The following is a 6266-nucleotide window of genomic DNA, read 5'->3' on the forward strand; positions in this document are numbered from 1 at the left end:
CCCTGGGTCCCGGACAAGCGCTACGCCCGCCCGCCGTCAGGCGGGCCGCTTGCGCGACCCGAGGCCGGGATGACAACCAATTAGAGCGCTGATTTCGCTTGGGTATCACCGACACGCAATTGAAGACGGACCCTAGCCCTTCACGCAAACGACCTGGCGCAGCGTGTGGACGATGTCCACCAGGTCGCTCTGGGCGACCATGACGGCGTCGATGTCCTTGTAGGCCATCGGCGTTTCGTCGATCACCTCGGCGTCCTTGCGGCACTCGACGCCGGCCGTGGCGGCCACGTGGTCGGCGACCCTAGGCCCGTTCCGCCACCTCGAGCCTCTGCTCCAGCCGGCGCAGCGCCGCCTTCAGCTCCTCCTGTTCGGCGTGGCTGAACTCGTTGTGGTCCTTGATGCAGCGCGAGCAGATGTTGCCGATCAGCAGCGGCAGGATGAACAGCAGGGTCACGTGCATCAGCACCACGGCGACGACCCTTCCGCCGGGCGAGGTGGGATACATGTCGCCATAGCCGACGGTCGTGGCGGTGACGCAGGCCCACCAGAGCGAATCGAAGAACGGCTTGTGCTCGAAGACGGCGTAGGCCCCGGCCCCGGCCACCAGCAGCACCGCGTAGAGCGCCAGCAGTTCCTTGATGCTGTCGACGTATTTGAGCATGGACCCCTCCCAAGAGAGGCCGACCTTAGCCAAGACTTCGGGAATTGGTCCAGCGTCAACTCAATCCCTGGTCGTCCGCTTAGTGATCCGCAGGCGGGGCCTGGTCGCTCGTCGCCGCGGGGCGCGTCTTCATGCGCGCCATGCCGGCCTTCAACTCGTCGAGCGAGATCTTGCCGTCGCCGTCGGTGTCGGCCTTGGCGAAGCGGGCCTCCTTGCGGCCTGCGGCGATCCACTCGTCCTTGTCGATCCCGCCGTCGCCGTTCTTGTCCCAGGCCTTGAGGATCTTTTCGGGCGACGGCGCCCGGGCCAGGGCGGAACCGGCGGTGAAGGCGGCCAGCGTGGCCAGGGCGAGGGCGGTGATCTTGCGGCGCATGGGGTGTCCTTGGCGGTGCGTCCCTAGGCGATCATTAGCGCGACCTGTTGCGGCTGCATTGGGGCAATCAGCGGCGCGGCGCGGCTTTCGCGTCATCGACCCAGCCGATCTTCGACCAACCGGCGTCACGCAGGCTCTTCAGTACGGCGGAGAACGTTGCGTAGGTCACCGCCGTCTCCGCGTGGATCATGATCCTTTGCCGGCTCTTGTCGGGCGAGGAGGCCCTGTCCGAAACGTCCCGCACCAAGGTTTCCGGGCTGGAGGGCGAGCCATCGACTCGGAGCGAGCCGTCGGCCTTGATCATGACGTCCACGGGCTTGATAGCCGTCTCGGCCGTCGGCGTCTTGGCCGGCGGCAGGTCGACCTTGATCGACACCGTGGCCATCGGGAGCAGGAACAACCCCCAGACCACCAGCGCCAGGGCGAGCGACGCCAAAGCCAAGCCCAGAGCGCGCTTCCAGCTCACGCCTAGTGCTTCCCGCGGTCGCGGCCGAAGTTCGGCTCGGCGCTTTCCTGGCCGGCGGCGACGATGCCGCGGCGGATGGCGCGGGTGCGGGTGAAGTGGGCGTGCAGGGTGTCGGCGTCGCCCCAGCGGATGGCGCGGCTCATGGCCTGAAGGTCCTCGGTGAACCGGCCCAGCATCTCCAGCACCGCGTCCTTGTTGGCCACGAAGATGTCGCGCCACATGGTCGGATCGCTGGCGGCGATGCGGGTGAAGTCGCGGAAGCCCGAGGCCGAGAACTTGATCACCTCGCTCTCGGTGACGTTCTCCAGGTCCGCCGCGCTGCCGACGATGGTGTAGGCGATCAGGTGGGGCAGGTGGCTGACCACGGCCAGCACCAGGTCGTGGTGCTTTTCGTCCATCAGCTCGACCTGGGCGCCGAAGGTCCGCCAGAAGGCTGAAAGCTTGGCGACGGCGGCGGCATAGGCCTCGTCGTCGCTTTCGGCCGGGGTCAGGATGGTCCAGCGGTTCTCGAACAGCTCGGCGAAGCCGGCGTCGGGGCCCGACTGCTCGGTGCCGGCGATCGGGTGGCCGGGGATGACGAAGACCTTGGACAGGTCCAGGGCCCGGAACGCCTCGACCACATTGGCCTTGGTCGAGCCGACGTCGGTCAGGGTGGCGCCGGGCTTCAGATGCGGGGCCAGGGCGGCGGCCACCTCGGGCGTCGACAGCACCGGCGTGGCGATGACCACCAGGTCGGCGTCCCTGACGGCCTCGCCGATGTCGCCGGTCACGTGCTCGGCCAGGCCCAGTTCGCTCACGCGGGCGCGGTGGGCTTCACTGGCGTCGGCGACGGTGACCTGACCGACCACGCCGTGCTCGCGGGCCGCGCGGATGATCGAGCCGCCGATCAGGCCGCAGCCGATCACGGTCATCTTGGGGTACAGGATACCGGGATGGCTCATCGGGCCAGGAACTCGCGCAGCGCCTCGACCACGGCCCGGTTGTGCTCTTCCAGGCCCACGGTGACGCGGATGGCGTTGGGCAGGCCGTAGTTGCCCACGGCGCGGACCAGATAGCCCTTCGAGGCCAGGAACGCCTCGGCCTCCAGCGCGGTCCTGCCGGGCGTGGTCGGGAAGTTGACCAGCACGAAGTTGGCCGCCGAGGGGGTGACCTCCAGGCCCAGTCCGCCGATCTGCTGGGCCAGCCAGGGCCGCCACCGCTCGACCAGGGCGACCGAGCGCTGCTGGAACTCCAGGTCGGCCAGGGCGGCGATGGCCGCGTCCTGGGCCGGGATCGAGGTGTTGAACGGCGGGCGGATGCGCTCCAGCGGCTCGATGATCCCCGCCGGGCCATAGGCCCAGCCCACGCGCAGCGCGGCCAGGCCGTGCAGCTTGGAGAAGGTGCGGGTGACGATCACGTTCTCGGCCGTCCGGGCCAGGTCCAGCCCGTCCTCGAAGCGCGGGTCGGTGCAGAACTCGGCATAGGCCCCGTCCAGCACCAGCACCACCGACGGCGGCAGGGCCGCGTGCAGGGCGCGGATCTCCTCCCCGGTCAGCCAGGTGCCGGTGGGGTTGGCGGGGTTGGCGATGAACACCAGCCGGGTGCGCTCGTCCACGCACTTGACGATCTCGTCGACCGCGACGCGCTGGCCGGGCTCCTTGGCGAAGCGGACCTCGCCCTGGCAGGCGCGGGCGCCGATCGCATAGGCGGCGAAGCCGTGCTCGCCCTGGACGATGTTGTCGCCGGGCTCGAGATAGACCTGGTTCAGCAGGGCGAAGATCTCGTCGCTGCCGTCGCCCAGGGTGACGCGCTCGACCTCCAGACGGTAGTGGGCGGCGATGGCGGCGCGCAGGGCCGCGCCCTTGCCGTCCGGATACAGGTGCATCCGATCGACCGCGTCGCGATAGGCGGCCTTGGCCTTGTCGCTGCTGCCCAGGATGTTCTCGTTGCTCGACAGCTTCACCGGATGGGCGACGCCCTCGATCTTCGACTTGCCGCCCACATAGGCGGCGATGTCGAGGATGCCCGGCTTGGGCGTGGGGCGCGGCGCGGCGAAGCGGTCGGTGGTCGGGGCGGTCATGGTCTGGGGAACCTGGAACTCGGCAGCGAAGAGGCGGCCTTCTTACACGTCGAACTGGGTGGGCGCAGCCCCGATGACGCCCGTAAGGGACCCCGGCGCGCGGGCCAGGCGCTCGTCGCCGGCCTGGTAGAAGCCTGGCAGCGAAAACAGCTTCAGCCCGCCGGCCTCGGCGACCAGGTCGGCGGCCACGCCGTCGGCCGACAGGGCCTCGATGATGGCGGCCGCGCCCTTGGAGCTGTCGGTGACCCAGAAGGTCTGGTCGCCACCGGTCGGCTCGACCTCGACCTCGGCCACCGCGAAGGCCGCCTGCGGGCCCCAGCGTTCCAGGCAGGGCAGGGCGGCGAAGATCTTCAGGCGCGGCTCGGCCAGCAGCCGGCCCCACCAGGCGTTGTCGGGGACCAGGCCCAGGACGCCGACGCCCCATGGGGTCTTGGCGGCGGCCAGGGCGTCCTTGTCGCTGGCGACCACCTTCATCGGCGGGGCGACGCCGAAGCGCAGGCGGGCCAGCTCGACCGCGCGGGCCGGGTTGGCGCCGCCCCAGACGGTCAGGTGATAGGGGCCCTGGCGCGCCAGGCTGTCGGCCATCAGCTCGCGCCAGAGGCGGATGACCAGGGCGTCGCTGGCGGCCTTGCGGGGGGCCTCGACCAGCTTGCGGATGATCAGGGCCTCGCGGCCCGGACGCAGGCCGAAACCGGTGTCGCCGGCCGCCTGCTTGGCCGCCGCCACCGCGCGCGCCAGGCCGGCCCGCTCGTCCAGCAGGGCCAGGAGCTCACCGTCGATGGCGTCGATACGCCATCGGACCTCGTCCAGCGAAGGCGTCGCATCGCCCGCGTCGCTACCCATGATTTATCCCCGAAATTGGAGGCCGGACCATAGACTTTGCCGCCGGAGGCGCAATAGGGCGCGATGTCGGGAAGAAAGTTGCGCGGTGGATTGCTCCAACTCCGCTCATCCCGGCATTCGCCGGGATGAGCGGGCATGAAAATCAATAGACCCGCGGCGCCGGCCCCGTGTCGAACAGGCCCAGGCGCGTGCGGCCGTTGTCGAACTTCAGGGTGGCCGACAGGGTGGGGTCGCGGCCCAGGGCCTGGGCCACCGCCGCGGCGGCGGCTTCCGGGCTCTTCAGCGCCTGGCCGGTCGAAGGAACCTCGCGGACCGTGACGTCCAGCGCGCCGCGCAGGCGGCCGTCGTCGTCGACGGTCAGGGCGCCCGACTTGGCCTCCAGCAGCGCTTCGCCGGCGTTCAGTCGGCCCCGCTGCACGGTCAGGGTCCCGCCGGCGTCGGACCAGTCGCCGACCGCGTCGGACCAGCTGGCGCCGTGCAGGGCGCTGATCTTGCTGATCTTGGAATCCCAGATCAGGTCGGCGGTCCGGTCCGCGGCGATGCGGCCCATCAGGCCGGTGAAGCGGGCCTTGGCCCCCTTGGCCTCGAAGAAGATCGCGCCCTGGTCGTCGGGGCCTGGGCGCACGTGCAGCTGCAGACCCGCCGCCGACAGCAGCGGGAACGGCGCGGCGCCGGCCACGGGCGTGAAGACCAGGTTCGCGCCCTCGACCGAGATGCGCGGCGGATACTGCTTGAAGCCGGCGAAGCTGGCGCGCAGGGCCTGGCCGGTGATCTCCACGTCGCCATTGATCGGCCGGGTCATGATCACGCCGCGCGGCGCGACGATCACCCAGTGGCCGATGTCGTAGGCGTTGGCCTCGCCGTTCAGTTCCGGCGCTCGCAGCGCCCAGCCCGACGGCTCGGCGACCCGGGCGTTGACCAGCCTGACGTCCATGCGGAACGGGTAGCCGCTGAAGCTGCGGGCCTCCCACGACAGGTCGTAGCCGCGCGACTTCAGCGACAGGGCGGTGGCGTCCATCCGCTGTTCGGCCTGGCCGCGCAACCACAGCCAGCCGATGCTCCAGCCGACGGCGACGATGGCCAGAATGACGAAAGGCGCCAGCAGACCGCGACGCCGGGGCTTGCGGGACGGGGCGGCGGCGTTATGGGTCATGGAATGGGCGGCTCCGGTCGGGAACGGTAGATGAGCGGTGTAGACAGGGCGGCGGTCGGCGAAGACCGCTGGGTGTTCGGATATGGATCGCTGATGTGGCGGCCCGGGTTCCCGTTCATAGAGCGAAGAACGGCCGTGCTCCATGGGCGTCGCCGGGCCTTCTGCATCTATTCGGTCCACCATCGGGGCACCTACGAGCGGCCCGGCCTCGTGCTGGGCCTGGCCCCCGGCGGCGCGGTGCGCGGCGTCGCCTACCGGGTGGCCGGCGCGCAATGGCCCGAGGTCTACGCCTATCTGCGCGAACGCGAGCAGCCGACCGAGACCTATTTCGAGGCCTGGTCCGAGCTGAAGATCGACGGGAACGGGAAGGTGAAGTCGCTGGTGTTCCTGTCGGACATGAAGCACGGCCAGTGGGCGGGGGCGCTGTCCCTGGACCAGCAGGCCGAGCTGATCGCCGGCGCCCAGGGCCTGTCGGGCCGCAACATCGACTATCTGCGCGACCTGGTGATGCACCTGCGCGAGGACGGCGTGCGCGACCACGCCATGGAGACCCTGCTGAAGATGGTCGAAGCGCGGGAAGCGGCCTGAGTTCCCTCGACGAATCTTTTCAAAACACCGTCATCCTGGGCACAAGTGTTCAGTTCGGGGACATGGCGGACACCTGTTCGGGGACATGACTGACAGGTTTGGGGTCGGTCAAGTCGATGGTGG

General features: G+C 69.9%; 9 protein-coding genes. 1 reads left to right on the forward strand and 8 read right to left on the reverse strand.

The annotated features are described in order from the left end of the window. Positions 1-132: 132 nt before the first annotated feature. The 8 genes from AC07NX_RS26070 to AC07NX_RS26105 all read right to left on the reverse strand — a co-directional run bounded on the left by AC07NX_RS26070 (position 133) and on the right by AC07NX_RS26105 (position 5555). Positions 133-288, reverse strand: coding sequence for an RtcB family protein (locus AC07NX_RS26070; protein ID WP_494646009.1), 156 nt, complete (start codon positions 286-288; stop codon positions 133-135). Between the two features lie 13 nt (positions 289-301). Further along, positions 302-661, reverse strand: a complete 360-nt coding sequence (locus AC07NX_RS26075) for a potassium channel family protein (RefSeq protein WP_494646011.1) — start codon at positions 659-661, stop codon at positions 302-304. A gap of 79 nt (positions 662-740) precedes the next feature. Further along, on the reverse strand, positions 741-1034 hold the full coding sequence (locus AC07NX_RS26080; RefSeq protein ID WP_494646013.1) for an EF-hand domain-containing protein: 294 nt from the start codon (positions 1032-1034) through the stop codon (positions 741-743). Between the two features lie 67 nt (positions 1035-1101). Then, positions 1102-1500 (reverse strand): ExbD/TolR family protein, encoded by a 399-nt coding sequence (locus tag AC07NX_RS26085; RefSeq protein WP_494646015.1) that lies wholly within the window; start codon positions 1498-1500, stop codon positions 1102-1104. Between the two features lie 2 nt (positions 1501-1502). Further along, entirely contained in the window at positions 1503-2441 is a 939-nt protein-coding gene (locus AC07NX_RS26090) for a prephenate/arogenate dehydrogenase family protein (RefSeq protein WP_494646017.1), read from the reverse strand. Further along, positions 2438-3559 carry a histidinol-phosphate transaminase gene (hisC, locus tag AC07NX_RS26095; protein WP_494646019.1) on the reverse strand — a complete coding sequence of 374 codons (1122 nt, stop codon included), beginning with the start codon at positions 3557-3559 and terminating at the stop codon, positions 2438-2440. The genes AC07NX_RS26090 and hisC overlap by 4 nt, the downstream gene beginning before the upstream one ends. A gap of 42 nt (positions 3560-3601) precedes the next feature. Continuing rightward, positions 3602-4402 (reverse strand): chorismate mutase, encoded by an 801-nt coding sequence (locus AC07NX_RS26100; RefSeq protein WP_494646021.1) that lies wholly within the window; start codon positions 4400-4402, stop codon positions 3602-3604. Positions 4403-4544: 142 nt separating this feature from the next. Next, complete coding sequence (locus tag AC07NX_RS26105) at positions 4545-5555, reverse strand: DUF2125 domain-containing protein (protein ID WP_494646022.1); 1011 nt, start codon at positions 5553-5555, stop codon at positions 4545-4547. Positions 5556-5585: 30 nt separating this feature from the next. Here AC07NX_RS26105 and AC07NX_RS26110 point away from each other — a divergent pair, with 30 nt between their 5' ends. Next, complete coding sequence (locus AC07NX_RS26110; RefSeq protein ID WP_494646024.1) at positions 5586-6143, forward strand: gamma-glutamylcyclotransferase; 558 nt, start codon at positions 5586-5588, stop codon at positions 6141-6143. Positions 6144-6266 lie beyond the last annotated feature (123 nt).

Source organism: Caulobacter sp. GW821-FHT09A05, from assembly GCF_059418465.1.